Origin of the sequence: Trujillonella humicola (genome assembly GCF_046233715.1) — a bacterium.
GTDB lineage: Bacteria > Actinomycetota > Actinomycetes > Mycobacteriales > Geodermatophilaceae > Trujillonella > Trujillonella humicola.
In genome coordinates this window covers 18,698-43,245 of sequence record NZ_JBJNRJ010000036.1, presented here as the reverse complement: position 1 = coordinate 43,245, position 24,548 = coordinate 18,698, and the positions used below count along the sequence as shown (strand labels likewise).

Annotated in this window: 25 protein-coding genes; 2 read left to right on the top strand and 23 right to left on the bottom strand. The window is 73.9% G+C overall.

Features of this window, described 5'->3' with window-relative positions; all coding sequences use genetic code 11:
• Window positions 1-93: 93 nt before the first annotated feature.
• Window positions 94-420, top strand: coding sequence for a hypothetical protein (locus ACK586_RS16950; RefSeq protein WP_409331669.1), 327 nt, complete (start codon window positions 94-96; stop codon window positions 418-420).
• A 3-nt stretch (window positions 421-423) separates the two neighbouring features.
• On the opposite strand, the gene murA is transcribed toward ACK586_RS16950, so the two are convergent.
• Window positions 424-1,704, bottom strand: coding sequence for a UDP-N-acetylglucosamine 1-carboxyvinyltransferase (gene murA, locus ACK586_RS16945; RefSeq protein ID WP_409331668.1), 1,281 nt, complete (start codon window positions 1,702-1,704; stop codon window positions 424-426).
• 88 nt (window positions 1,705-1,792) lie between these two features.
• On the opposite strand from murA, the gene ACK586_RS16940 reads away from it, so the two are divergent.
• The gene (locus ACK586_RS16940) at window positions 1,793-2,371 is read left to right on the top strand and encodes a cob(I)yrinic acid a,c-diamide adenosyltransferase (RefSeq protein ID WP_409331667.1); all 579 of its coding nucleotides are present in this window, start codon (window positions 1,793-1,795) and stop codon (window positions 2,369-2,371) included.
• 15 nt (window positions 2,372-2,386) lie between these two features.
• Here ACK586_RS16940 and ACK586_RS16935 read toward each other — a convergent pair whose 3' ends face one another.
• The 22 genes from ACK586_RS16935 to argS form a co-directional block, all read right to left on the bottom strand.
• Window positions 2,387-2,788 (bottom strand): DUF2550 domain-containing protein, encoded by a 402-nt coding sequence (locus tag ACK586_RS16935; RefSeq protein WP_409331666.1) that lies wholly within the window; start codon window positions 2,786-2,788, stop codon window positions 2,387-2,389.
• A gap of 58 nt (window positions 2,789-2,846) precedes the next feature.
• Window positions 2,847-3,236 carry a F0F1 ATP synthase subunit epsilon gene (locus tag ACK586_RS16930; RefSeq protein WP_409331665.1) on the bottom strand — a complete coding sequence of 130 codons (390 nt, stop codon included), beginning with the start codon at window positions 3,234-3,236 and terminating at the stop codon, window positions 2,847-2,849.
• Between the two features lie 112 nt (window positions 3,237-3,348).
• Window positions 3,349-4,785: a F0F1 ATP synthase subunit beta gene (gene atpD, locus ACK586_RS16925; RefSeq protein WP_409331664.1), complete on the bottom strand. Its 1,437-nt coding sequence runs from the start codon at window positions 4,783-4,785 to the stop codon at window positions 3,349-3,351.
• Between the two features lie 36 nt (window positions 4,786-4,821).
• A complete protein-coding gene (locus ACK586_RS16920; protein WP_409331663.1) occupies window positions 4,822-5,793 on the bottom strand; it encodes a F0F1 ATP synthase subunit gamma in 972 nt (323 codons plus the stop codon).
• A gap of 3 nt (window positions 5,794-5,796) precedes the next feature.
• Window positions 5,797-7,434, bottom strand: coding sequence for a F0F1 ATP synthase subunit alpha (atpA, locus tag ACK586_RS16915; RefSeq protein ID WP_409331662.1), 1,638 nt, complete (start codon window positions 7,432-7,434; stop codon window positions 5,797-5,799).
• A 67-nt stretch (window positions 7,435-7,501) separates the two neighbouring features.
• The gene (locus ACK586_RS16910; RefSeq protein ID WP_409331661.1) at window positions 7,502-8,374 is read right to left on the bottom strand and encodes a F0F1 ATP synthase subunit delta; all 873 of its coding nucleotides are present in this window, start codon (window positions 8,372-8,374) and stop codon (window positions 7,502-7,504) included.
• Complete coding sequence (locus tag ACK586_RS16905; RefSeq protein WP_409331660.1) at window positions 8,374-8,943, bottom strand: F0F1 ATP synthase subunit B; 570 nt, start codon at window positions 8,941-8,943, stop codon at window positions 8,374-8,376. The genes ACK586_RS16910 and ACK586_RS16905 overlap by 1 nt, the downstream gene beginning before the upstream one ends.
• 49 nt (window positions 8,944-8,992) lie before the next feature.
• Complete coding sequence (gene atpE, locus ACK586_RS16900; RefSeq protein ID WP_409331659.1) at window positions 8,993-9,223, bottom strand: ATP synthase F0 subunit C; 231 nt, start codon at window positions 9,221-9,223, stop codon at window positions 8,993-8,995.
• Window positions 9,224-9,368: 145 nt separating this feature from the next.
• Complete coding sequence (atpB, locus tag ACK586_RS16895; RefSeq protein ID WP_409331658.1) at window positions 9,369-10,196, bottom strand: F0F1 ATP synthase subunit A; 828 nt, start codon at window positions 10,194-10,196, stop codon at window positions 9,369-9,371.
• The gene (locus tag ACK586_RS16890; RefSeq protein ID WP_409331657.1) at window positions 10,193-10,441 is read right to left on the bottom strand and encodes a hypothetical protein; all 249 of its coding nucleotides are present in this window, start codon (window positions 10,439-10,441) and stop codon (window positions 10,193-10,195) included. Before ACK586_RS16890 ends, atpB begins: the two co-directional genes overlap by 4 nt.
• A gap of 92 nt (window positions 10,442-10,533) precedes the next feature.
• Complete coding sequence (locus ACK586_RS16885; protein WP_409331656.1) at window positions 10,534-11,019, bottom strand: Cg1360 family ATP-synthase-associated protein; 486 nt, start codon at window positions 11,017-11,019, stop codon at window positions 10,534-10,536.
• 20 nt (window positions 11,020-11,039) lie between these two features.
• Window positions 11,040-12,305 (bottom strand): glycosyltransferase family 4 protein, encoded by a 1,266-nt coding sequence (locus tag ACK586_RS16880; protein ID WP_409331655.1) that lies wholly within the window; start codon window positions 12,303-12,305, stop codon window positions 11,040-11,042.
• 193 nt (window positions 12,306-12,498) lie between these two features.
• Window positions 12,499-13,140 carry an L-threonylcarbamoyladenylate synthase gene (locus ACK586_RS16875; RefSeq protein ID WP_409331654.1) on the bottom strand — a complete coding sequence of 214 codons (642 nt, stop codon included), beginning with the start codon at window positions 13,138-13,140 and terminating at the stop codon, window positions 12,499-12,501.
• Window positions 13,141-13,146: 6 nt separating this feature from the next.
• Window positions 13,147-14,004 carry a peptide chain release factor N(5)-glutamine methyltransferase gene (prmC, locus tag ACK586_RS16870; RefSeq protein ID WP_409331676.1) on the bottom strand — a complete coding sequence of 286 codons (858 nt, stop codon included), beginning with the start codon at window positions 14,002-14,004 and terminating at the stop codon, window positions 13,147-13,149.
• Between the two features lie 14 nt (window positions 14,005-14,018).
• On the bottom strand, window positions 14,019-15,095 hold the full coding sequence (gene prfA, locus ACK586_RS16865; RefSeq protein WP_409331653.1) for a peptide chain release factor 1: 1,077 nt from the start codon (window positions 15,093-15,095) through the stop codon (window positions 14,019-14,021).
• Between the two features lie 121 nt (window positions 15,096-15,216).
• Window positions 15,217-15,453, bottom strand: coding sequence for a 50S ribosomal protein L31 (rpmE, locus tag ACK586_RS16860; protein WP_409331652.1), 237 nt, complete (start codon window positions 15,451-15,453; stop codon window positions 15,217-15,219).
• Window positions 15,454-15,589: 136 nt separating this feature from the next.
• Window positions 15,590-17,746 carry a transcription termination factor Rho gene (gene rho / locus ACK586_RS16855; RefSeq protein WP_425330389.1) on the bottom strand — a complete coding sequence of 719 codons (2,157 nt, stop codon included), beginning with the start codon at window positions 17,744-17,746 and terminating at the stop codon, window positions 15,590-15,592.
• A 250-nt stretch (window positions 17,747-17,996) separates the two neighbouring features.
• The gene (gene thrB / locus ACK586_RS16845) at window positions 17,997-18,977 is read right to left on the bottom strand and encodes a homoserine kinase (protein WP_409331651.1); all 981 of its coding nucleotides are present in this window, start codon (window positions 18,975-18,977) and stop codon (window positions 17,997-17,999) included.
• Window positions 18,974-20,071 (bottom strand): threonine synthase, encoded by a 1,098-nt coding sequence (gene thrC / locus ACK586_RS16840; protein ID WP_409331650.1) that lies wholly within the window; start codon window positions 20,069-20,071, stop codon window positions 18,974-18,976. Before thrC ends, thrB begins: the two co-directional genes overlap by 4 nt.
• Complete coding sequence (locus ACK586_RS16835; RefSeq protein ID WP_409331649.1) at window positions 20,068-21,360, bottom strand: homoserine dehydrogenase; 1,293 nt, start codon at window positions 21,358-21,360, stop codon at window positions 20,068-20,070. The genes thrC and ACK586_RS16835 overlap by 4 nt, the downstream gene beginning before the upstream one ends.
• Window positions 21,357-22,850: a diaminopimelate decarboxylase gene (gene lysA, locus ACK586_RS16830; protein WP_409331648.1), complete on the bottom strand. Its 1,494-nt coding sequence runs from the start codon at window positions 22,848-22,850 to the stop codon at window positions 21,357-21,359. Before lysA ends, ACK586_RS16835 begins: the two co-directional genes overlap by 4 nt.
• On the bottom strand, window positions 22,847-24,520 hold the full coding sequence (gene argS / locus ACK586_RS16825) for an arginine--tRNA ligase (protein ID WP_409331647.1): 1,674 nt from the start codon (window positions 24,518-24,520) through the stop codon (window positions 22,847-22,849). Before argS ends, lysA begins: the two co-directional genes overlap by 4 nt.
• Between the last annotated feature and the right edge of the window lie 28 nt (window positions 24,521-24,548).

Sequence of the window (24,548 nt, the reverse complement as noted above, 5' to 3'; positions counted from 1 at the left end):
CAGTAGCAGCCCCGCCCCCGGCTCCGGCACCCGGTGGAACACTCGAACGGCCGGCCACCGATGGGGTGGGGCGCGAGGCGGGAGGTGGCGGCCGTGGCGGTCGCGGGCAGCGTGAACTGGGTCGTCGGGCCGATCGTCGTCTTCACCGTCCTGTCCCTGCTGGCCCTGTTCATGCGCTGGGCCTTCGGCACCGGCGGCACGCAGCCCCGGCACCGCCGCCCCGCGCCGGCCGACGACGGCCTGCTGCTGCGCGTGGCCACCACCTCGAGCCGGGAGTCCGCGCTCGCGCTGCGGGCCGTCCTGTCCGACGCCGGCATCCGGTCCACGGTCCGGTTCCCCGGCCCGCACCGGGCCGAGGTCCTGGTCTTCCCCGAGGACGCCGACCGGGCACGGTCGCTGGCGGCGACCTTCCCCGGCTGAGGGTCAGTCGGGGCGGGTGACCCGCTCGATCGTCGCGCCCAGTCCCCGCAGCTGGTCGACGAAGTCCGGGTAGCCGCGGTCCACGTGGTGGACGTCGGCCACCTCGGTGACGCCGTCGGACACCAGCCCGGCGAGGACCAGGCCGGCGCCGGCCCGGATGTCGGTGGCCAGCACCGGCGCGCTGGACAGCCGCTCGCGCCCCCGCACGACGGCGTGGTGCCCGTCGATGCGCACGTGCGCCCCGAGCCGGACCAGCTCGTTGACGAACATGAAGCGGCCCTCGAAGACGTTCTCGGTGATCAGCGCCGTTCCCGAGGAGACGGCCGCCAGCGCGACGGCCATCGGCTGCAGATCGGTCGGGAACCCGGGGAACGGCAGCGTCACGACGTCCACGCAGCGCGGGCGCTCCTCCATGACCACCCGCACCCCCTCCGGCAGCACGTCGACCGCGGCGCCGGCGTCGGTGAGCTTGTCGAGCGCGACCGTGAGGTGCTCGGGCACCGCCCGCTCGATGACGACGTCCCCCCGGGTCATGACGGCGCCGATCGCCCAGGTTCCCGCGACGATCCGGTCGGTCACGGTCGTGTACTCGACCGGGTGCAGGCCGGCGACGCCGTCGACGGTGATCGTGGAGGTGCCTGCGCCGTCGATCTGCGCGCCCATCGCGTTCAGCATGGCGCAGAGGTCGGCGATCTCCGGCTCGCGGGCGGCGTTGTCCACCACCGTGGTGCCCTCGGCCAGGACGGCGGCCATGACGAGGTTCTCCGTGGCCCCGACGGAGGGGAAGTCCAGCCAGATCGTCGTCCCGACCAGGCGGGGGGCCTTGGCCACCAGGAAGCCGTGCTCGCTGTCGATGGTGGCGCCCAGCCGCTCGAGTCCCGCGATGTGCATGTCCAGGCCGCGCGACCCGATCGCGTCGCCACCGGGCAGGGCGACCCGGGCGCTGCCGCAGCGCGCGACCAGCGGGCCGAGGACGCTGATCGAGGCCCGCATCTTGCGCACCAGGTCGTAGTCGGTCTCGGTGCCGGGCTGCTCGGGGACGTCGATGGTCACCCGGCCACCGCCGCCGGTGCCCGGCCGCCGCTCGTAGGTCACCTCGCACCCCAGCCGGCGCAGCACCTCGCTCATGATGGCGACGTCGAGGATGTCGGGGACCTCGTCGATGGTGGTGCGCCCCGCCGCGAGCAGCGCGGCCGCCATCAGCTTGAGGGCGCTGTTCTTCGCCCCGGTCACGCGGACCCGGCCGGTGAGCGCGGTGCCGCCGGTGACCTCGAAGCACTCCACGCGGTCACCCTATGGCCCCGCTGCAGGGGCCCGCCGCGAGCCTGCGAGTGGCGGGGGGCAGCGGGGTCCTTCTTCTAAGCTCTGTCCCATGACCGTCCGGCTGACCCGCATCTACACGCGCACCGGGGACGCCGGGCAGACGCACCTGGGAGACATGAGCCGGGTCGCGAAGACCGACCCGCGGCTCGTGGCCTACGCCGACGTCGACGAGACCAACAGCGTGCTGGGGGTGGCCCTGGCCCTCGGAGAGCCGGCCGAGGACCTGGCCGCGCTCCTGCGCGGCGTGCAGAACGACCTGTTCGACGTCGGGGCCGACCTGTCGACGCCGATCGTGCCCGAGCCGGCCCACCCGCCGCTGCGGGTCACCGCCGACTACACCGCCCGGCTGGAGGCGGCCTGCGACGAGCACAACGCCCACCTCACCGCGCTGACCAGTTTCATCCTGCCCGGCGGGACACCGCTGGGCGCCCTGCTGCACCAGGCCCGCACCGTAGCCCGGCGGGCCGAGCGCAGCGTGTGGGCGCTGCTGCAGGCCGATCCCGACCGCACCAACGCCGAGACGGCGCGATACCTCAACCGGCTGTCGGACCTGCTGTTCATCCTCGCCCGGCGGGCCAACCCCGACGGCGACGTGCTCTGGCAGCCCGGCGGGGGCCGGGCCCGCTAGCGGCTCCGGGGGGGGTTAGCGGCCCCGGGGAGCCGACTCCACCCAGGACAGGAAGCCGGTCACCGTCGAGGAGTCCATCGCCAGGTCCTGCGGCCCGTCCGCCGTGGAGCACGACAGGACCACGACGTCGTCGGGGAGCGCGACGTCGTCCCGGGTGGCCCCGCGGCGGCCCCGCACCTCGAGCTCACCCCGGCACAGCCGATGCTGCGGGCGCACCGAGAGCGACAGCGCGCGGTACCACAGCAGCGCGTCCCCGCCGTACCAGGCGACGCCCACCGACCAGCGCGAGGACCCGCCGGGGCGCAGCCACATGGTCACCGCGCCGAGGCCGGAGAGCAGGAAGCGGCGGCGCAGCAGGAACGCCACGACGACCAGGAGCAGCAGGACCCCGACCAGGACCAGCACCACGGTGGTCATGCGGCGCGTCCGGGGTCCGGCCGAAGGCGGCTGCGGGTGGGGTGGACCGGCAGGGAGCTCAGGCTCCGTGGCCGGCGGCGCGCAGCCGGCTCTGGGCCCGCCGGGCGGCGGCGAGGGACTCGGGGTCGTCGCCCTCCCCCTCGGCCCGGCGCAGTGCCTCGCGGGCGCGCTCGACGTCGATCTCGGAGGAGATCTCCGCCGTCTCGGCCAGGATGGAGACGCCCTGCTGGGACACGGACAGGAAACCGCCGTGCGCGGCGACGACCAGGTCCTCGCCCCCGGTGGTACGGATCGTCACGACACCGCCGTCGGCCAGCTGGCCGAGCAGCGGCGCATGGCCCGGCAGGACGCCGAGCTCGCCCTCGGTGGTGCGGGCGATGACCATGCTCGCCTCGCCGGACCAGATGGTCCGCTCGACGGCCACCAGCTCGACCTGCAGGGTCGCCACGACACTCCTCGTTCCTGGACTGGTACTCGATGTGGTCACGGGGGCCGGCAGGGGCCCCGCTGCCCGGGCCCGGGTCCCGCGTGCGGGACCCGGGGGGCAGCGGGGTCCTCCGTCAGCCCTTCTTGAGCTTGTCGGCGTTGCGCTCGAGGTCCTCGAGCCCGCCGCACATGAAGAACGCCTGCTCCGGCACGTGGTCGTACTGGCCCTCGGTGAGCGCCTTGAAGGCCTCGAGGGTCTCCGACAGCGGCACGAAGGAACCGGGCTGACCGGTGAAGGCCTCGGCCACGAACATGTTCTGCGAGAGGAAGCGCTCGATGCGCCGGGCCCGGTTGACCGTGACCTTGTCCTCCTCGCCGAGCTCGTCGATGCCGAGGATGGCGATGATGTCCTGCAGCTCCTGGTAGCGCTGCAGGATCTGCTTCACCCGCTGGGCGACCTGGTAGTGCTCCTGCCCGACGTACTGCGGGTCGAGGATCCGGCTGGTGGAGTCCAGCGGGTCCACGGCCGGGTAGATGCCCTTCTCCGAGATCGGCCGCGACAGGTTCGTCGTGGCGTCCAGGTGGGCGAAGGTGGTGTGCGGCGCCGGGTCGGTGATGTCGTCGGCGGGCACGTAGATCGCCTGCATCGAGGTGATCGACCGGCCGCGCGTCGAGGTGATCCGCTCCTGGAGCTGCCCCATCTCGTCGGCCAGGGTGGGCTGGTAGCCCACGGCCGAGGGCATGCGACCCAGCAGCGTGGAGACCTCGGAGCCGGCCTGGGTGAACCGGAAGATGTTGTCGATGAAGAGCAGCACGTCCTGGTTCTGCTCGTCGCGGAAGTACTCGGCCATGGTCAGGGCCGACAGCGCGACCCGCAGGCGGGTGCCCGGCGGCTCGTCCATCTGGCCGAAGACCAGGGCGGTGGACTCGATGACCCCGGACTCGGTCATCTCCGTGATCAGGTCGTTGCCCTCACGGGTGCGCTCGCCGACACCGGCGAACACCGACACACCACCGAACTCCTGGGCGACGCGGCGGATCATCTCCTGGATGAGCACCGTCTTGCCCACACCCGCGCCGCCGAACAGGCCGATCTTCCCGCCGGCCACGTAGGGCGTGAGCAGGTCGATGACCTTGATGCCGGTCTCCAGCATCTCGGTGCGACCCTCGAGCTGGTCGAACCGCGGCGGGTTGCGGTGGATGCCCCAGTGCAGGGCGTCGGCCCCGTAGCCGGGGGTGTCCAGGCACTCGCCGAGAGCGTTGAACACGTGGCCCTTGGTCACGTCACCGACCGGCACCGAGATCGGGCGGCCGAGGTCGGTCACCTGGGCGCCGCGCACCAGGCCGTCGGTCGGTGCCATCGAGATGGTGCGCACCACGTTGTCACCCAGGTGCTGGGCGACCTCGAGGGTCAGCGTCTTGCCCAGGTCGGCGAGGGTGACCTCGACCTCCAGGGCGTTGAACAGGTCGGGCATCGCGTCGCGGGGGAACTCGACGTCGACGACCGGCCCGGTGACCCGGACGACGCGGCCGGTCGACTGGGTGGTCGGACGGTCCTCGGTGACGGTCATGGGTGGCTCTCCTGCTCTGCCTCTAGAGGGCGGGGATCAGTCGTCTGCGTTCGCCGAGACCAGCGCGTCGGAACCGCCGACGATCTCACTGATCTCCTGGGTGATGTCCGCCTGGCGGATCTGGTTGGCCTGGCGGGCGAGGTTCTTGGCCAGCTCCTCGGCGTTGTCCGAGGCCGACTTCATCGCCCGCCGCCGCGACGCCGACTCGGAGGCGGCCGCCTCGAGCATCGCCGCGTAGATGCGGGTGGTGACGTACTTCGGCAGCAACGCGTCGAGCAGTGCCTCGGCGGAGGGCTCGAACTCGTACGAGGTCGGCACGCCGGAGTCGGCGGCGCGGCCGGCCTCCCGGTCCTCCCGCTCGTAGTCGAACTCCTCGACCTCCTCGACCTCCAGCGGGGCCATCCGCTTGGCGACGGGGACCTGGGAGAGCAGCGAGCGGAACTCCGTGTAGACGATGTGCAGCTCGTCCACGCCGAGGAGGCCGTCGGTGCCGGCTGCGCCGTCCTCGTCGTCCTCACCGGCGGCGAAGACCGCGATCAGCTCCTGGCCGACGCGCTGGGCGTCGGGGTAGCCCGGCTGCTCGGAGAACCCGGTGAAGGTGTCGGCCATCTCCCGGTTGCGGAAGCGGTAGTAGGTCTCGCCCTTGCGCCCCACGACGTAGAGCACCGGCTCCTTGCCCTCCTGCCGCAGCAGGCTGAGCAGCTCCTCGGTACGCCGCAGGACGTTCACGTTGTACGAGCCGGCGAAGCCCCGGTCCGACGTGATGACCAGGACCGCGGCCCGCCGCGGGTTCTCCCGCTCGGTGAGCAGCGGGTGGTCCAGCGACGCCGACGAGGCCAGCGCCGACAGGACCCGGGTGATCTCGCGGGCGTAGGGCTGGGAGGCCTCCACCCGCGCCTGGGCGCGCACGATGCGGGCACCGGCGATCAGCTCCTGGGCCGAGAAGATCTTCTTCGTCGACTTGGTGGAGCGGATGCGGCGCCGCAGCGCGCGGAGGTTACCGGCCATGGGTCAGGCGCTCCGCTTGACCTGGACGCGCTCCTGGCCGCGCTCGGACGCGTCCATGGCCTCGGCCTCGGGCTCGTTGAGCAGCAGCGAGCCGCCGTCGGGGAGCTGGAACTGGCCGTAGAAGGACTCGACCGCGCGCTCGAGGCTGGAGACGGCGTCGTCACCGAGGGCCCGCGAGGTGCGGATCTCGTCGTAGACGCCGTTGTCGCCCCGGCCGACGAAGTCGAGGAACTCCGACTCGAACCGGCGCACCTCGCTGACCGGCACCTTGTCGAGCTTGCCGGTGGTCCCCAGCCACAGCGAGACGACCTGGCGCTCCACCGGGTACGGGCTGTACTGCCCCTGCTTGAGCAGCTCGACCAGGCGCTGGCCGCGGTCCAGGGTCGCGCGGCTGGCGGCGTCCAGGTCGGAGGAGAAGGAGGAGAACGCCTCGAGCTCGCGGAACTGCGCCAGGTCCAGCCGCAACCGGCCGGCGACCGACTTCATCGCCTTGATCTGGGCGGACCCGCCCACGCGGGACACCGAGATGCCGACGTTGATCGCGGGGCGGACACCGGAGTTGAACAGACCGGTCTCGAGGAAGATCTGCCCGTCGGTGATCGAGATGACGTTGGTCGGGATGTAGGCCGAGACGTCGTTGCCCTTGGTCTCGATGAGCGGCAGACCCGTCATCGAGCCGGCCCCCAGGTCGTCGGAGAGCTTCGCGCAGCGCTCCAGCAGCCGGGAGTGGAGGTAGAAGACGTCGCCCGGGTAGGCCTCGCGGCCCGGCGGACGGCGCAGCAGCAGCGAGACGGCGCGGTAGGCCTCGGCCTGCTTGGTGAGGTCGTCGAAGACGATCAGGACGTGCTTGCCCTCGTACATCCAGTGCTGGCCGATGGCCGAGCCGGTGTAGGGGGCGATGTACTTGAAGCCCGCGGCCTCGGAGGCGGGGGCGGCGACGATGGTCGTGTACTCCATCGCGCCGGCCTCCTCGAGGGCCGAGCGGATCGAGGCGATCGTCGAGCCCTTCTGGCCGACGGCGACGTAGATGCAGCGGACCTGCTGGGCCGGGTCACCGGTGGCCCAGGCCTGCTTCTGGTTGATGATCGCGTCGATGGCGATCGCCGTCTTGCCCGTCTGCCGGTCGCCGATGATCAGCTGGCGCTGGCCACGGCCGATCGGGGTCATGGCGTCGATGGCCTTGATCCCGGTCTGCAGCGGCTCGTGCACCGACTTGCGCTGCACCACGGTGGGCGCCTGCAGCTCCAGGGCGCGGCGGCCGGAGGTGGTGATGGCGCCGCCACCGTCGATCGGGTTGCCCAGCGGGTCCACGACGCGGCCGAGGTAGCCCTCGCCCACCGGCACCGACAGGACCTCGCCGGTCCGGCGGACCTGCTGGCCCTCCTCGATGCCGGCGAAGTCACCCAGGACGACGACGCCGACCTCGCGCACGTCCAGGTTCAGCGCCAGACCCCGCACGCCGCTCTCGAACTCGAGCAGCTCGTTGGTCATGACCGAGGGCAGGCCCTCGACCCGGGCGATGCCGTCGCCGGCCTCGGTGACGATCCCGACCTCTTCCCGGGAGACGTCCGGGGAGTACTCGGTGACGTAGTTCTGGATGGCACTGCGGATCTCGTCTGCGGAGATCGTCAGCTCGGCCATGGCTCGCGTCCTCTTCCCTGCGGGGGTTCGTGTCTGTGGTGCGGGCTGGGTGGGTGGCGGCTCGGGGTCAGCCGACGAGTCGGCGGCCGGCCTCGTCCAGGCGGCGCAGGACGCTGCCGTCGATGACCTCGTCCCCGACGCGGATGACCAGGCCCCCGAGGAGCTCGGGGTCGACGGTGACCTGCACGCCGATGGTCCGGCCGTAGATCCGGCCGAGGACGGCCGACAGCCGCTGCTCCTGGGCGGCGGTCAGCGGCGCGGCGGCGGTCACGTGCGCCACGGACCGGCCGCGACGTCGGGAGGCCGACTCGGACAGCCGCTCGATGGCCGTCTCCGCGGTGGAGACGGCCGGCCGGGTCAGGTGGTTGCGCAGCAGCTGCTCGGTGACCGGGCTGACCCGGCCGGCGAGCAGCCGGTCCAGCAGCGCGGTCTTGCCCGCCGCGGGACCGGACCGGTCGGACAGGATCCGCGACAGCGCGGAGTCCCCGGCGACGATCCGCCCGAACCGGAACAGCTCGTCCTCGACGTTCTCCAGTTCCCCGCGCGCGTCCGCCGCGTCGAGCGCGGCCTCCGTCGCGAGGGTCTCGAAGGCCTCGACGAGGTCGAACGGCCGGGACCAGCGCTGCCGGGCGACGGTCTCGACCAGGTCGAGCGTCGCGCCGGACACCTTGCCGCCGAGCAGCCGCTGCGCCAGCGCCGCCCGGTCGGCCGGCTTGGCCGCCGGGTCCGACAGCGCCCGCCGCAGAGACGGCTGCCCGTGCAGCAGCCGCGCCACCGCGAACAGCTCGTCGGCGAGCCCGACCAGATCGGCGGCCTCGACGACCCGCGGCTGACCGGTCACCCGGTCCCGGGCGCGCTCGAGCAACCCCGACGCCGGTCGGGTCAGGTCGGTGAGGCGCTCCCGGGACTCGCGGAGCGCCGCCCGGCTGGCGGCGTCCATCAGCGGCCGCCCTCCGGGACGGTCGCCCCCGCGCGGCCGTCGGCGCTGCCGGCCATGCCCTCGAGCTGGTCGAGGAACCGGTCCACGGTGCCGCGACGCCGGGCGTCCTCGGTCAGGGACTCGCCGACCACCCGGCCGGCCAGGTCCACCGCGAGGGTGCCGATGTGCGTCCGCAGCTCGTTGACGACCTGCAGCCGGGAGGCGGCCAGCTGCTCCTCGCCGCGGGCGAGGATGCGTGCCGACTCCTCCTGGGCCTGGGCGCGCAGCTCCTCGAGGATCTGCTGCCCCTCCGCCCGGGCCTGGTCGCGGATCTGCGCGGCCTCGGTGCGCGCCTCGGCCAGCTGGGCCCGGTACTGGTCCAGCGCGGCCTTGGCCTCGGCCTGCATCGTCTCGGCCCGCTCGATGCCGCCCTCGATCGCCGCGCGGCGTGCCTGGAAGGCCTGCTCGAAGCGCGGTGCGACGAACTTGATCATCACGAACATCAGCACCGAGAAGGAGATGAGGCCGATGATGATCTCTTGGTACGGCGGGAGGAGCGGGTTCTGCGCCTCCACGGCCAGGATGCTCATCGTGTCAGTGTCCCGTCTGGATCGGTGGTCCGTACCTGGGTGGTACGGATCAGGTGCCGTAGACGAGGGGGGCGACGAAGCCGATCAGCGCGAGCGCCTCGGCCAGGGCGAACCCGAGGAAGGCGTAGGTACGGGTCAGGCCGGCCGACTCGGGCTGGCGGGCGGTGGCCTGGATGTAGGCGGCCCAGACGAGACCGACGCCGATGCCGGGGCCGATCGTGGCGATGCCGTAGCCGATCGAACCGACGCTGCCGGTCACCTCAGCGAGAACGTCCAACATGGTGCGCTTCCTCCTGTGTCGTCGCCCGGGGGATGCCGGGCGGCTTGCGGGGGTCGTACGGGTGGTGCGGATCAGGGCCGGCGGGATGCGCCGGAGCGGTTCGGCCGGGCGCCCTCTGCGCCGCGGCAGGGGGGCCGCGGCCCGGTCAGTGGGCGGCCTCGACGGAGCCGTTGAGGTAGGTGCCCATCAACATGGTGAACACGTAGGCCTGCAGGAAGATGATCAGCAGCTCGAAGAAGGTCACGAAGACGGCCATCAGCATCGAGATCGGCCCGAACACCGCGGAGAAGTTGCCGACGGTGAACAGGTAGGTCGCGCCCAGGGCGAACGTGGCCAGCAGCATGTGGCCGGCGAAGAGGTTCGCGAAGAGCCGGATCGCCAGGGTGAACGGCCGCACGATGAAGTTCTGCAGCAGTTCCAGCGGCGTGATCAGCAGGTACATCGGCTTGGGCACGCCGGGCAGGAACATGATGTCCCGGAAGTAGGGCCACAGGCCCTGGTTGCGGATGCCGACGGCGATGTATACGACCCAGCAGATGACCGCCAGCACCAGCGGGAAGGCGAAGCGCGCCATCGGCGAGATCTGGATCAGCGGGATGATCGCCAGCGCGTTGTTGGCCAGGATGAAGAAGAAGAGCGCGGCCAGGAACGGCGCGAACGGCAGACCCTTGGGGCCGACGACGTCCCGGGCGATGCCGTCGCGCACCAGGGAGTAGCCGGACTCGCCGAGGAACTGCAGGCGTCCGGGGACGATCTCGGACTTGCGCGCGGCCAGCACCAGGAAGAGGAGCATGGCCGCCGTGACCACCCACAGCGCCAGGATGATCCGGTCGATGTCGAACTGGACGCCGAGGATGGTGAACGAGAACAGCGTCTCCGGGAAGAAGTCCCCGATGCCGGGGGGCACGAACCCCCCACCGGGGTCGCTCTCCGCGGCGAGGACGTCGCCGAGCGCGTGGGCGCTGGAGGTCACCGTTGTCCCTTCTGCGTCCTGGGCCGGCTCCGTCGGCCGCCCGTGTCGTCACCGGAGGACTGGCGCCCCGTCGCCGGGTCGACCGCTCCGTACTTCACGACGACCACGTAGATGGCCACCGCCACGCCGAGGATGACGCCGGCCGCGAAGAACACACGGGTGTCCCACCACCGGTCCAGCAACCACCCGACCCCACCCCACACGGCCATCCCGGAGATGAGCGTTCCGGTGACCCCCCAGCCCATGTCAGCACCACTGGGCTGACGAGCAGGGGTCGCAGGGCGTGGTCGGTCTCCCCCGTTCCCGGAGGTGTCCTCGGCCATCGGCCCGGACACTATCAGCCGCTTTCCCGCGGCTCGTCCGGGCCAGGGGTGGGGGTACCTCCCGCCACCCGTCCGGGTGGCGGCGGGGGCGGCACGTAGAACAGCTGCCGGGTCCACACCCAGCGCAGGTGGACCGCGCTCCAGCCGAGGGCGCCGGCCACCACCGTCCACGCCAGCGCGCGGCGGTCGATCCACCCGTCCTCGGGCAGCGCGCTGAGCAGGGCGAAAATCACGAGGGCCTTGAGCATGAAGGTGAGCAGCGCCGCCGGGAGCGTCAGGGTGTCGCCGATGCGTCCCGCCCAGGCCACCACCAGCCCGGAGACCGCGAAGAACGCGGCGACCACGACGAGGCCGAGGAGCACCCCCCACGCGACGGCCCAGCCGCCGGCCAGCCCGGCCACCGGGACGGCGACCAGGGCCGCCGTCGCGCTGACGAGCAGGCCCACCCGGAGGAACGACAGGTCCCACGGCGCCTGCGAGGGGGCCTCTGCTGTGCTCACCCCTCCAGTCTGCCTGGCGCTCACCGGACCGCCTGCCCCGCGCCCGGGGTGCTGGGGGTGTGCACCGGCGCCGCGTCGGCCGGCGGGGACGGCGGCGGGGTGGCCGAGCGCAGGGCGCGGGACGTCGGGTGCGCCGCGCGGCTGCGCCTCCGCTGGGCGATCAGCTCCGCGGCCCGCGCCTCCCGGGCGGCGCGGCGGGTGCGCGGGGCCAGGACGACGACGACGCCGACGACGAGCAGGGCGCCGATCGCCGCGAGCAGCTCCACCCGTCCCCCGGTGATGGACAGCCCGACCGCACCGCTGGACAGCAGCGCGGCCCAGAAGTACATGACGAGGACGGCGCGGCGGTGGGAGTGCCCGATCGCCAGCAGCCGGTGGTGCAGGTGCATCTTGTCCGGGGAGAACGGGGAGCGCCCGCGCCGGGTCCGCCGGATCACCGCCATGAGCAGGTCGATGAAGGGGATGAACAGGACGGCGATCGGCACGAGCAGCGGCAGGGCCAGGGGCAGCAGGCTGGCGGCGGAGTCGAAGGACTGCGGGTCGACGTTGCCGGTCGCCGAGACCGCGGCCGCCGAGAGCATGAGGCCGACGAGCATCGAGCCGGAGTCGCCCATGAAGATGCGGGCCGGGCTGAAGTTGTGCGGGAGGAACCCCAGGCAGGCGCCGGCCAGGACCGCCGTGATGAGGGCCGGCGCGCTGGCGACGTCGTCGTAGCCGGTGAGGCCGAGGTTGTAGCTGTAGGCGAAGAACGCCAGGGCGGCGATGGCGGAGACCCCGGCGGCCAGCCCGTCGAGCCCGTCGATGAAGTTGAGCGCGTTCACCGTCAGCACGGTGAGCAGGATCGTGAGCGGGACCCCGACGTCGGGCCCCAGCGAGATCGTGCCGAGGTCGGCCACCGGCAGGAACACGAACGACAGCTGCACGCCCAGCAGCACCATCACGCCGGCCGCGGCGATCTGGCCGGTGAGCTTGGTCAGCGCGTCGAGGCCGAACTTGTCGTCCAGCACGCCGAGCAGGCAGATCAGCCCGCCGGCGGCGAGCACCGCGGCGGTCTGCGAGTCGTCGAAGGTGCGCTGCAGCGCCGGCAGCCGGGTGGCGACCAGGACCGCGGCCGCGACACCCAGGTACATCGCGACCCCCCCGCCCCGCGGCGTGGGGATGACGTGCACGTCCCGCTCGCGCGGCGCGGCCATCATCCGCAGCCGCACCGCGGCCAGCCGGACCACCGGGGTGGCGAGGAAGGTGACCAGCCCGGCGGTCAGGAGGACGACGAGGTACTCGCGCACGGCGTCAGCCGGTGGCCTGCGGTACGGGCGGGGTGCCCCGGCCGGGGATGCGCATCGGGTGGATCTCCCGGGCTGGACGACGGCGGTCGGTCCACGGTAACGCCCCGCCCCGTCGACGCAGCGTCACCGGCTCGTGGCCCCGTCCAGAGGCTCGTCCCGAGCTTGCGAGGGATGAGGAGGACGGGGTCCTTCTTCAGTCGGTCAGGTCGGGGACGACGGCGCGCAGCCGGTCCACGTCCACGGCGCCGATCCGCAGCACCCGCGGCGTCGGCGCCGTGCAGTCGACGATGGTGCTCGCCGCCGAGCCGGTGCGCGGGCCGCCGTCCAGCACCACCGCCGCCCGGGCGCCCAGCTGCTCGACGGCGGCCGCCGCGTCGGTCGCGGCGGGCCGGCCCGAGCGGTTGGCGCTGGAGACGGCCAGCGGCCCGGTGCGGCGCAGCAGGTCGCGGGAGATCTCGTCGTCGGGCAGCCGGACGGCGACGGTGCCCTCGGCGTCCCCGAGGTCCCAGGCCAGCGAGGGCGCGTGCTCCAGGACCAGGGTCAGCCCGCCCGGCCAGAACTCCTCGGCCAGCCGGCCGGCCACGTCGGGGAGGTCGACGACCAGGCCGGCCAGCGTGGAGGCCTCGCCGATGAGCACGGGCACCGGCATCGCCCGGCCGCGGTTCTTCGCCGCGAGCAGCCGGGTGACGGCCTCGGGGCTGAAGGCGTCGGCGGCCACGCCGTAGACGGTGTCGGTAGGCAGCAGCACGAGCTCGCCGCGCCCGATCGCCGCGGTGGCGGCGTCCAGGCCGGCGGCGCGTGCCTCGGGGTCGGAGCAGTCGTAGAGGTCGGCCACGACCGGTCAGTCTGCCCGGGTGCCCGGATCGGCCCGGCGGGCGGTGGTGAACCGGGGCCGCCCGGCGAGGTCGGGGTGGTCGGCGACGTCGTCCCAGCCTCCGTGGGCGCGCACCAGCGCGGGCAGCGACGTGCCCTGCTGGTCGGCGTGCTCGATGCCCAGCGCGCCGCCGGGGCGCAGCAGCCGAGCGGCCGTGCGCAGCAGGCCGCGGACGACGTCCAGCCCGTCGGGCCCGCCCCACAGCGCCAGCGGCGGGTCGTGGTCGGCCACCTCGCGGGGCAGCCGGGCGCCGTCGGGAACGTAGGGCGGGTTGGAGACGACGAGGTCGACGCCGCCGTCGAGCTCGCGCAGCAGCTGCGCGTCCGTCATGTCCCCGGCGACCACCGTCACCGGCCGGTCCCCCGCCGCCGCCCGGGCCGCGGCGTTGACACGGGTCCACTCGATGGCGTCGGGGTCGCGCTCCACCGCGGTGACCCGCGCGCCGGGGTGCTCGCCGGCGATCGCCAGCGCGATCGCCCCCGAACCGGTGCCGAGGTCGACGACGACGGGCTCCGCGACGCCGGCGAGCAGCTCGAGCGCCCAGCCGGCCAGCTGCTCGGTCTCCGGCCGCGGCACGAAGACCCCCGGTCCGACCGCGAGCTCCAGGTGGCGGAACGCCGCACGCCCGGTGAGGTGCTGCAGCGGCACGCGGTCGGCCCGCTGGTCGAGCAGCTCGCCGAAGCGGACGGCCGCCTCGGCGGGCACCTCGTCGAGGGTGAGCAGACCCGAGCGGGTCCGGCCGGTGGCGTGGGCGAGCAGCAGCTCGGCGTCGACCCGCGGGGAGGCCACGCCCGCCTCGGCGAGCCGGCGTGCGGCGTCGGCCAGGAGGAGGCGGGTGCTCAGGAGCCGGCCGCCAGCAGCTCGGCGGTGTGCGCCCGGGTCAGGGCGTCGATGACCGGGTCGAGCTCGCCGTCGAGGACGGCGTCGAGGTTGTGCGCCTTGAAGCCGACCCGGTGGTCGCTGATCCGGTTCTCCGGGAAGTTGTACGTGCGCACGCGCTCGCTGCGGTCCACCGTGCGGACCTGGCTGCGGCGCTGGTCGCTGGCGGCGGCGTCGGCCGTCTCGCGGGCGGCGGCCAGCAGCCGGGAGCGCAGGATCCGCAGCGCGGACTCCTTGTTCTGCAGCTGGCTCTTCTCGTTCTGGCAGCTCACCACGATGCCGGTGGGCAGGTGAGTGATCCGCACCGCCGAATCGGTGGTGTTGACGCTCTGCCCGCCGGGCCCGGAGGACCGGAAGACGTCGATGCGCAGGTCGTTGGGGTCGACGGTGACGTCGACCTCCTCGGCCTCGGGCAGCACGAGCACGCCGGCGGCGGAGGTGTGGATCCGACCTTGGCTCTCGGTGACCGGCACCCGCTGCACGCGGTGCACCCCGCCCTCGAACTTCAGCCGCGACCAGATGCCCTCGTCGCCGCGGCTCTTCACCGCGACCGACACGTCCTTGTAGCCGCCCAGGTCGGCGTCGACGGCGTCGATCACCTCGGCCGACCAGCCGCGCCGCTCGGCGTAGCGCAGGTACATGCGCAGCAGGTCGCCGGCGAACAGGGCCGACTCCGCGCCGCCCTCCCCCGCCTTGATCTCGAGGATGACGTCCTTGTCGTCGTCGGGGTCCTTGGGCAGCAGGAGCTCGCGCAGCCGGCCGGTCAGCTCCTCGATCTGCTGCTCGAGGGACTCGGCCTCCGCACGGAAGGACGCGTCCTCGGCCCCCAGCTCGCGGGCGGCGGTGAGGTCCTCCCGCGCCTGCTCGAGCGCCCTGGCGGTCTCGACCACCGGGGCGAGCCGGGCGTAGCGGCGGCCGAGCCGGCGGGCGCGGCCGGCGTCGGCGTGCACCGCGGGGTCGGCGAGCTCCACCTCGAGGGCGGCGTGCTCGTCGAGCAGCCCGCGCAGCCGGTCGGTGCCGGCGTCGGTGCTGGTCATCGCGGGAACTCGTGGCCGGGGACCGCCGATGGGGCCACAGCGGCGGGGAGGACGGGGGCGGACACGACGACGGCGCCCGCCCCGCTCCCGGGAGGAGTGGGTGCGGGCGCCGTCGGGGGTGCTACTGGCCGGCCTTGGCGCCGGCGTCGGCGCCGCGCTTGCCGAAGCGCCGCTCGAAGCGGGCGACGCGGCCACCGGTGTCGAGGATCCGCTGCTTGCCCGTGTAGAACGGGTGGCAGGCGGAGCAGGTCTCGACGGTCAGCTGACCGCTGGGGACGGTGCTCTTCGTGGTGAAGGTGTTCCCGCAACCACAGGTCACCGTGGTGGTGTGGTACTCGGGGTGGATGCCGGGCTTCATGCCGTGGACCTCTTCCGCAGGTGTCGGTGCTGTACTCGTGAACGCCGCCTACCGGTGCGGCATTCCAGGGCTGCCGGGCGGTACGTCGACCGACGAGTATCCCCGATCGGTGACCCCGCCCGGCGGGCGGGGTGGTTCAGTCGCCGCCGGGGCCCAGCGTCGTCTTCTGGATCTGCATCAGGAACTCGATGTTGTTACGCGTCTTGCGCAGCTTGTCCTGGAGCAGCTCCATCGCCTGCTGCGGCTCGAGGGCCGCCAGCACCCGGCGCAGCTTGATGACGATCGCCAGCTCGTCGGGTGCCAGGAGGATCTCCTCCTTGCGCGTGCCCGACGCGTTGACGTCGACGGCCGGGAAGATCCGCTTGTCCGCCAGCCGGCGGTCGAGCTTGATCTCGGCGTTCCCGGTGCCCTTGAACTCCTCGAAGATGACCGTGTCCATCGTCGAGCCGGTCTCGACCAGCGCCGAGGCGATGATGGTCAGCGAGCCGCCGTTCTCGATGTTGCGGGCGGCGCCGAGGAAGCGCTTGGGCGGGTAGAGCGCCGTGGAGTCGACACCGCCGGAGAGGATGCGCCCGCTGGCCGGGGCGGCCAGGTTGTAGGCGCGGCCCAGCCGGGTGATCGAGTCCAGCAGGACGACGACGTCGTGACCCATCTCGACCAGGCGCTTGGCCCGCTCGATCGACAGCTCGGCGACGGTGGTGTGGTCGGCCGGCGGGCGGTCGAAGGTCGAGGCGATGACCTCGCCCTTCACCGACCGCTGCATGTCGGTGACCTCCTCCGGCCGCTCGTCGACGAGGACGACCATGAGGTGGCACTCGGGGTTGTTCGTGGTGATCGCGTTGGCGATCGCCTGCAGCACCATCGTCTTGCCGGCCTTGGGCGGGCTGACGATGAGCGCACGCTGGCCCTTGCCGATCGGCATGACCAGGTCGATGACCCGGGTGGTCAGCTGGTGCGGGTCGGTCTCCAGCCGCAGCCGCTCCTGCGGGTACAGCGGGGTCAGCTTGGTGAACTCCGGGCGCTGCCGGGCCTGCTCGGGCTCCAGGCCGTTGACCGTGTCGAGCCGGACCAGCGCGTTGTACTTGTCCTTGCGCTCGCCCTCCCGCGGCTGGCGGACCGCGCCGGTGATCGCATCGCCCCGGCGCAGGCCGTAGCGGCGCACCTGCGACAGCGACACGTACACGTCGTTCGGGCCGGTCAGGTAGCCGGAGGTCCGGACGAAGGCGTAGTTGTCGAGGACGTCGAGGATGCCGGCCACCGGCAGCAGGACGTCGTCCTCGCTGACCGTCGGCTCGCTGGGCTGGTCGAAGCGCTCGCGCCCACCGCGCCGGTTGCGGTCGCGGTAGCGGCGCCCGCGGCGGCCGCGGCCGCCCTCGAAGTCGTCGTCGTCCTCGTCGTCGCGGGGAGCGCGGTCGCTCCGCCCCTCCGACCGGGCGCCGTCGGCGCGGCTGTCGGGTCGCCCGGAACGCTCGCCGCGGTCGGGACCACGGTTGCCGTCGCGCCCGCCGTCGCGGGCGGCACGGTCGCCGTCGCGGTCGCGGTCGCCGTCGCGGGCGGCACGCTCGCCGCGGTCACTGTCGCCGTCGCGCGCGGCACGCTCGCCGCGGTCGCCGTCGCGCGCGGCACGCTCGCCGCCGTCCCGGTTGCGCCCGCGGTTGCGGCCGGGCCGCTCGTCGCCGCGGTCGCCCTCGGTGCGGGAGCCCTCGGTGCGGGGACCCTCGGTGCCCCCGTCGGCCTGCGGGACCGCCGCGGCCTCCTCGGTCCCGGCGGCAGCGGCTCCGGCGACCGGGCTCTGCTGTGCGGCGGCGCCGGCGGCGGGCGTTCCCGCCGGGCGGCTGGCGGCGCGGCGGCGACGCGGCTGCTCGGGGGCAGCCGTGGAGGCCGGCGCGGGATCCGGCGCGGCGTCCGCGGTGGTGCCGGGGGCGGTCAGCGGCCCGCCGTTCGCGCCGCCGCTGACGGGTGCCTCGAGGGGGGTCGCGGTCGCCGCGGCGCCGCGCGGGGCCGGCACGCTCTCCCGGGTGCCGGCGTCGGCCGCCGTCCCGGTGGTGGTTGCGCCGGTCCCGGTGTCGCCGGCGCCGATCTGGCGGGCGGAGATGGCGGCGACCAGGTCGCCCTTGCGCATCCGGGCCGTGCCGGAGATGCCCAGTTCGGCCGCCAGGCGCTGCAGCTCGGGCAGCAGCATCCCCGACAGCCCGCTGCCGCGGCGGCGGGACCGGCCCGCCTGCCCAGAAGCGGCAGGAGCCTCGCCGTCAGCACCCTGGGGCGCGGCGGCGAGGTCGGTGGTTTCGCTCACGTACAGGTCCTTCCCTGCGGTGCCCTGCGCCTACCGGCGCAGGGGGTGACCCGGTCCGCCCGGTCGCCCGGACGGTTTCCGGGGTCGACAGGAGGAGAGGACCGGGTGGGTGCGGGGCGGGATCTGCGGCGATGATCTCCTCGCCAGCAACGCCCCGCGCGAGGCCAGCCCCAGCGGGGCGGCTACGCCGTAAAGCCTAGATGCAGCTCACGGGCAGTGACAACACCGCTCGATCCCGGTGTGTTCCTCGTTATGCAGACGATACCTGACCGGCGGACAGCACCCGCACGCCCGTCCGGTCGACCGACAGCGGCAGCAGCCGCCAGCCCTCCGGGAGCAGCCGGGCGACCTGGCGGACCGCCGCGCCGTCGCTGTGGTCGGCGGGGTCGTCGCCGGGCTGCCGCCGCGCGAGCACGAGCACGCTCGGGCCGGCACCGGACACGACGGCGGCCAGCCCGTCGGCCCGCAGCCGGTCGACCAGCGCCAGCGTCTCCGGCATCGCGTCGGCCCGCTGGCGCTGATGCAGCCGGTCCTCGGTGGCGGCCGTCAGCAGGTCGGCGTCCCAGGTCAGTGCCGCGACGAGCAGCGCCGCCCGGCCGGCGTTGAAGGCCGCGTCGGCGTGCGGGACGGTGTCGGGCAGCAGCCCGCGGGCCGTGTGCGTCGACAGCGTCGACGCGGGCACCAGCAGCAGCGGCTGGATGGCGGGATCGACGTCGAGCCGCTCGGCGACCGGGCCGTCGTCGCCGTCCCACGCGAGGGTCACCCCGCCGTGCAGGCAGGCGGCGACGTTGTCGGTGTGGCCGTCCAGCCGGGCCGCCAGCCGCAGGACGGCGCCGAGGTCGACGGCCGGCACGTGGGGGCACAGCGCCCACGCGGCGAAGACCCCGCCGACCACGGCCGCGGCCGAGGAACCCATGCCGCGGCCCTGGGGGATGGCGTTGACCGCGCGCAGCCGCAGGCCCGGCGGGCTCCAGCCGAGCTCCTCGCACGCCGCGCGGAAGGCCCGCACCACCAGGTGCGACTCGTCGGCGGGCAGGCAGTCGGCGCCCTCACCGGTCACCTCGACCGACAGCCCACCGTCGGTGACGGTGAACTCCAGGTCGTCGGCGCAGCTCAGCGCCAGGCCGGCGCAGTCGAAGGCCGGGCCGAGGTTGGCGCTGGTCGCCGGGACACGGATCCGCACGGTGGTGCGGACCGGGGTGCGCGCGGCGGGACCGGTGGAGGTGCTCACAGGCCGAGCTGCGCGGCCGCCACGGCCGCGTCGACCGGGACCGTCACCGGAGCCGGCGCGCCGGAGATCGCCCACTCCGGGTCCTTGAGACCGTTGCCGGTCACCGTGCAGACCACGCGCTGGCCGGGCTCGAGCCCGCCGGCCGCCGCGACCTTGAGCAGGCCGGCCACCGAGGCCGCCGACGCCGGCTCCACGAACACCGCCTCGGTGCGGGCCAGGAGCCGGTAGGCGGCCAGGATCTCGCGGTCGGTGACCGCGTCGATCAGCCCGCCGGACTCGTCGCGGGCGGCCAGGGCCTTGGTCCACGAGGCGGGGTTGCCGATCCGGATGGCGGTGGCGATGGTCTGCGGCTGCTCGACGACGGCACCGTTCACGATCGGCGCGGCACCGGCGGCCTGGAAGCCCCACATCCGCGGCGTCCTGGAGGCGGGGCCGGGATCCGGGGAGTCGGCGCAGTACTCGCGGTAACCCTGCCAGTAGGCGGTGATGTTGCCGGCGTTGCCGACCGGCAGGCAGTGGACGTCGGGAGCGTCGCCGAGGACGTCGACGATCTCGAACGACGCCGTCTTCTGCCCCTCGATGCGGAACTGGTTCACGCTGTTGACCAGGCTGACCGGGTAGTCGATGGCCAGCTTGCTCGCCAGCGCGAGGCAGTCGTCGAAGTTGCCGTCGACCTGCAGCAGCTTGGCGCCGTGCACCAGCGCCTGGGCCAGCTTGCCCAGCGCGATCTTGCCCTGCGGCACCAGGACGGCGCAGACGAGCCCGGCCCGGGCGGCGTACGCGGCGGCCGAGGCGCTGGTGTTGCCCGTGGAGGCGCAGATGACCGCCTGCGAGCCCTCCTCGACGGCCTTGGTGATCGCCATCGTCATCCCGCGGTCCTTGAAGGACCCGGTCGGGTTCGCGCCCTCGACCTTGAGGAAGACGTCGCAGCCGGTGCGCCGGGACAGCTCGACGGCCGGCACCAGCGGGGTGGCGCCCTCCTGCAGCGTCACCACCGGCGTGCCCTCGCTCACCGGCAGCCGTGACCGGTAGGCCTCGATGAGCCCCGGCCAGTGCGGCGACACGGCCCCCGGCAGCGTCCCGGTCCCGGTCATGACAGCCCCTCCACTCTCAGCACGCTGGTCACCCCGCGGACGGCGGGCATCTCGCGGAGCGCGGCGACGGTCGCCGACAGCGCCGCGTCGGGCGCGCTGTGCGTGACGATGACCAGCGACGCGGCGTCGCCGTGCCCGTCCTGGCGCACGGTCGCGATGCTGACGCCGTGCCGGGCGAACTCCTGGGCCACGGTCGCCAGCACGCCGGGCCTGTCGGCCACGTCGAGGCTGACGTGGTAGCGGGTCGGCGTCTCGCCGATCGACCGCGCCGGCAGCCCCGCGTAGCTGGTCACGCCCGGGCCCGCCACCCCGGCCACCCGGTTGCGGGCCACCGCCACGAGGTCGCCGAGGACGGCGCTGGCGGTCGGCTCGCCGCCGGCGCCGCGGCCGTAGAACATGAGCTCGCCGGCGGCCTCGGCCTCGACGAAGACGGCGTTGAACGAGCCGTTGACGGCGGCCAGCGGGTGCGCCGTCGGGATCATCGCGGGGTGGACGCGGACGGCCACGGAATCCCCCGAGCCGTTGGCCACCCGCTCGCAGATGGCGAGCAGCTTGACCGTGCAGCCGATCTCGGCGGCGCGGGCGACGTCGGTCGCGGTGACCGCGGAGATGCCCTCCCGGTACACGTCGCCGGCGGTGACCGGCGTGTGGAAGGCCAGCGAGGCCAGGATCGCGGCCTTGGCGGCGGCGTCGAAGCCGTCGACGTCGGCGGTCGGGTCGGCCTCCGCGTAGCCCAGGTCGGTGGCCTCGGCCAGCGCCTCGGTGAAGCCGGCGCCGGTCTCGGCCATGCGCGACAGGATGTAGTTCGTCGTGCCGTTGACGATGCCGACCACCCGGCGCAGCTGGTCACCGGCCAGCGACTCGCGCAGCGGGCGCAGCATCGGGATGGCACCGGCCACCGCGGCCTCGTAGTAGAGGTCGACACCGGCCTCGGCCGCGGCGGCGTGCAGCTCGACGCCGTCGTCGGCCAGGAGCGCCTTGTTGGCGCTGACCACCGACTTGCCGGCGGCGAAGGCGGCCAGCAGCAGCGTGCGTGCCGGCTCGATGCCGCCGATGACCTCGACGACCAGGTCGACGTCGTCGCGGGTCACCAGCGCGTGCGCGTCGGTGGTGAGCAGGTGCGCCGGCACGTCCGGGTGCCGGTCGGGTCGGCGGACGGCGACACCGGCCACCTCCACCGGCCGGCCGATGCGCGCGGCGAGGTCGTCGCCCTGCTCGTCGAGCAGGCGCAGCACGGCAGCGCCGACGGTGCCGCAGCCCAGCAGCGCCACCTTCAGCGGCGCCGTCACGAGCGCATCCCGGCGGCGTGCTCGGGTGCCGGCTGGTCGATCGCCGGCGACGGGGCCGGGACGTCGGCGAGGACGGCGTCGAGGGCGAACACGTCGGACAGTGTCTGACGCCGGACGATCTCGGTGGCGGCGCCGTCCCGCACGGCCACGACCGGCGGCTTCAGCAGGTAGTTGTAGTTGCTCGCCATCGACCAGCAGTAGGCGCCGGTCGCGGCCACCGCGAGCAGGTCGCCGGGGACGACGTCCGAGGGCAGCCACAGGTCGCGGACCAGCACGTCACCGCTCTCGCAGTGCTTGCCGACGACGCGGCACAGCGCCGGCGGCGCGGTCGAGGTCCGGTTGGCCAGCACGCAGGTGTAGGAGGCGTCGTAGAGGGCGGTGCGGATGTTGTCGCTCATGCCGCCGTCGACCGACACGTAGTTGCGCACCGGCGGCGTGCCCGGGCCGCCGCCGGCCCCGAGCCGGACCGGCTTGATGGTGCCGATCTCGTAGAGGGTGACCGTGCCCGGACCGGCGATCGCCCGGCCCGGCTCGACCGCCAGCCGCGGCACCGGCAGGTCGAGCGCCGCGCACTCGGCCGCGACCACGGTGCGCAGCCGGCGGGCGACGTCGGCGGGGGCGACCGGGTCGTCGTCGGGCAGGTAGGCGATGCCGAAGCCGCCGCCGAGGTTCAGCTCCCCCAGCACCTGCCCGGTCGCCTGGGAGATCTGGCCGAGCAGCCCGACCACGCGGTGCGCGGCGGCCTCGAAGCCGGCGGTGTCGAAGATCTGCGAGCCGATGTGGCTGTGCAGCCCGGCCAGGTGCAGCGCGGACTCCCGGATCACCCGGACGGCGGCGGTGAGCGCGTCGCCGGTGGCGAGGGAGAAGCCGAACTTCTGGTCCTCGTGCGCGGTGGCGATGAACTCGTGGGTGTGCGCCTCGATGCCGACCGTCGTGCGGATCAGCACCGGCACCGGGGCGCCGCCGGCGGCGACCCGGGCGGCGGCCAGCGGCACCAGCCGCTCGATCTCGTCGAACGAGTCGACGACGACGTGCCCGATGCCGGCGTCGACGGCCAGCCGCAGCTCGACCAGCGACTTGTTGTTGCCGTGCAGGGCGATCCGCTCGGCGGGGAAGCCGGCGGCCAGCGCGAGGGCGAGCTCGTTGCCGCTGCACGCGTCCAGGTGCAGGCCGTCGTCGGCGATCCAGCGGGCGACCTGGCCGCAGAGGAAGGCCTTGGAGGCGTAGTGGACGTCGGCGTCGGCGAACGCGGTGGCGAACTCCTCCGCGCGCCCGCGGAAGTCGGCCTCGTCCAGGACGAACAGCGGGGTGCCGTGCACCCGCGCGAGCTCGGTGACCGCGCGTCCGGCCAGGTGCAACACGCCGTCGACCCGGGCCGCCGAGCGCGGCCAGACGTGCGGGTCGAGGGCGCCCAGGTCGGCCGGGGGGACGCCGATGGCGGCCGGGGTCTCGAAGGCCCCGTGCAGCGGCCCCGCGGGGTGCGCCCTCACATCCGCTCCGGAGCGGAGACGCCGAGCAGTCCCAGGCCGTTGCGCAGCACCACCGCGGTCGCGGCGCACAGCCACAGCCGGGCGGTGGTCAGCCCGGTGGCCTCCTCGTCACCGCGCGGCAGCACCCGGCACGAGTCGTAGAAGCGGTGGTAGGTGCCGGCCAGCTCCTCGAGGTAGCGGGCCACCCGGTGCGGGGCGCGCAGCTCGGCGGCGGAGGTGACGATCCGCGGGAACTCCGCCAGCGCGCGGAGCAGGTCGTTCTCCCGCTCGTGGGTCAGCAGCCCGGCGTCGACGTCGGCGGGGGTGGGCGGGTGGAGGCTCTCGCCCAGGCCCAGGTCCGCGGCGTTGCGCAGCACCGAGGAGATCCGGGCGTGCGCGTACTGCACGTAGAAGACCGGGTTGTCGTTGGTCTGCCGGCTCCACAGGTCGACGTCGATGTCGATCATCTGGTCCACCGAGGCCCGCGCCAGGGCGTAGCGGGCGGCGTCGATGCCGATCGCCTCGACCAGGTCCGACAGCAGCACGATCGTGCCGGCGCGCTTGCTCATCCGCACCGGCTCGCCGCCGCGGAGCAGGTTGACCAGCTGGCCGATGAGGATCTCGAGGTGCTCGGCCGGGTCGTCGCCGGTGGCGGCGACCAGCGCCTTGTACCGGCCGACGTAGCCGGAGTGGTCGGCGCCCAGCATGATCACGACCCGGTCGAAGCCCCGGGCCCGCTTGTCCAGGTAGTAGGCGCAGTCGGAGGCGAAGTAGGTCGTCTCGCCGTCGGCCTTGACCAGCACCCTGTCCTTGTCGTCGCCGAAGGTCGTCGTCCGCAGCCACACCGCGCCGTCGTCCTCGTAGACGTGCCCCTGGTCGCGCAGCCGGCCGATCGCCTTGTCCACCGCGCCGGAGTCGTACAGGGACTTCTCGCTGAACCAGACGTCGAACCCGACGCCGAAGTCCTCCATCGAGCGGCGGATCTCGTCGACCATCAGCGCGACGCCCCGGTCGCGGAACACCTGCACCTGCGCGGCCTCGTCCCGGCCCGTCACGTCGGGCTCGACGGCGACCACCTGCGCGGCGATGTCGGCGATGTAGGTGCCGCCGTAGCCGTCCTCGGGCACCGGCCGGCCCGTGGCCGCGGCCTGGAGGCTGCGGGCGAAGCGGTCGATCTGCGCGCCGGCGTCGTTGATGTAGTACTCGCGGGTCACCTCGGCGCCGCCGGCCTCGAGCAGCCGGCCGATGGCGTCGCCGACCGCCGCCCACCGGCTGCCGCCGATGTGCACCGGGCCGGTCGGGTTGGCCGAGACGAACTCCAGGTCCAGCCGGAGCCCGGCCAGCGCGTCGGTGCGGCCGTACCGCTCGCCGGCGGTGACCGCGTCGACGGCGATCCGGCCGAGCGCGCCCTGGGCGAGGGTGATGTTGAGGAAGCCGGGGCCGGCGACGTCGACCCGGTCGATGCCCGGCAGCGCGCTCAGCTCGCCGGCCAGGACCTCGGCGACCTCGCGCGGCGGGCGGCCGGCGGGCTTGGCCAACCGCAGGGCGACGTTGGTCGCGTAGTCGCCGTGCTCGGGGTTCCTGGGCCGCTCGACCACCGGGTCGTCGGGGACGGGGACGGCGAGCGTGCCGCGCTCGACTGCCGCCCCGACCGCGGTCCGGACGAGGTCGCGCAACTGCTCGGGTGTCACCGCGCGATCGTACGGGGCAGGTCCCGCC

Coding starts and splice junctions, on each gene's coding strand:
- ACK586_RS16940 (WP_409331667.1), top strand. CDS start 1,793: ATGACCGTCCGGCTGACCCGCATCTACACGCGCACCGGGGACGCCGGG.
- ACK586_RS16935 (WP_409331666.1), bottom strand. CDS start 2,788: ATGACCACCGTGGTGCTGGTCCTGGTCGGGGTCCTGCTGCTCCTGGTC.
- atpD (WP_409331664.1), bottom strand. CDS start 4,785: ATGACCGTCACCGAGGACCGTCCGACCACCCAGTCGACCGGCCGCGTC.
- ACK586_RS16920 (WP_409331663.1), bottom strand. CDS start 5,793: ATGGCCGGTAACCTCCGCGCGCTGCGGCGCCGCATCCGCTCCACCAAG.
- atpA (WP_409331662.1), bottom strand. CDS start 7,434: ATGGCCGAGCTGACGATCTCCGCAGACGAGATCCGCAGTGCCATCCAG.
- ACK586_RS16910 (WP_409331661.1), bottom strand. CDS start 8,374: ATGGACGCCGCCAGCCGGGCGGCGCTCCGCGAGTCCCGGGAGCGCCTC.
- ACK586_RS16905 (WP_409331660.1), bottom strand. CDS start 8,943: ATGAGCATCCTGGCCGTGGAGGCGCAGAACCCGCTCCTCCCGCCGTAC.
- atpE (WP_409331659.1), bottom strand. CDS start 9,223: ATGTTGGACGTTCTCGCTGAGGTGACCGGCAGCGTCGGTTCGATCGGC.
- ACK586_RS16890 (WP_409331657.1), bottom strand. CDS start 10,441: ATGGGCTGGGGGGTCACCGGAACGCTCATCTCCGGGATGGCCGTGTGG.
- prfA (WP_409331653.1), bottom strand. CDS start 15,095: ATGACCAGCACCGACGCCGGCACCGACCGGCTGCGCGGGCTGCTCGAC.
- rpmE (WP_409331652.1), bottom strand. CDS start 15,453: ATGAAGCCCGGCATCCACCCCGAGTACCACACCACCACGGTGACCTGT.
- thrC (WP_409331650.1), bottom strand. CDS start 20,071: ATGACCGGGACCGGGACGCTGCCGGGGGCCGTGTCGCCGCACTGGCCG.